1 pseudogene is annotated in these 308 nt (G+C 68.2%); it reads right to left on the bottom strand.

What is annotated here, in order from left to right:
- A pseudogene (locus tag GQ57_RS38060) lies at positions 1 to 308 on the bottom strand (biotin/lipoyl-binding protein); the annotation flags it as partial.

Here is a 308-nt window from a genome sequence, read left to right as displayed (position 1 = left end):
ACGTCGGTATAGCCGAGGTTGATCTGCGCGGTATCGACCGCCGCCTTGCCGGCCGCGACGTCCGCCGCGGCCTGGCCCTGCGTGGCCACCGCGTTGTCGTAGTCCTGCTTGCTGACCGCGTTCGCGGCCACCAGCACCTTGTAGCGCGCGACCAGCGCGTTCTGCGTGACGAGGTTCGCCTGCGCCTTCGCCAGCGTCGCCTTCGCGCTGTTCAGCGCGGCGATGTACGGTGCCGGGTCGATCTTGTAGAGGCGCTGGCCAGCCTTGACGTCGGTGCCTTCGGTGAATTCACGGCGCAACACGATGCC

This window comes from Burkholderia sp. MSh2 (genome assembly GCF_000731655.1).
GTDB lineage: Bacteria > Pseudomonadota > Gammaproteobacteria > Burkholderiales > Burkholderiaceae > Burkholderia > Burkholderia paludis.
Note: the sequence above shows the minus strand (reverse complement) of the source record. Positions and strands in the feature narration are given on the sequence as shown.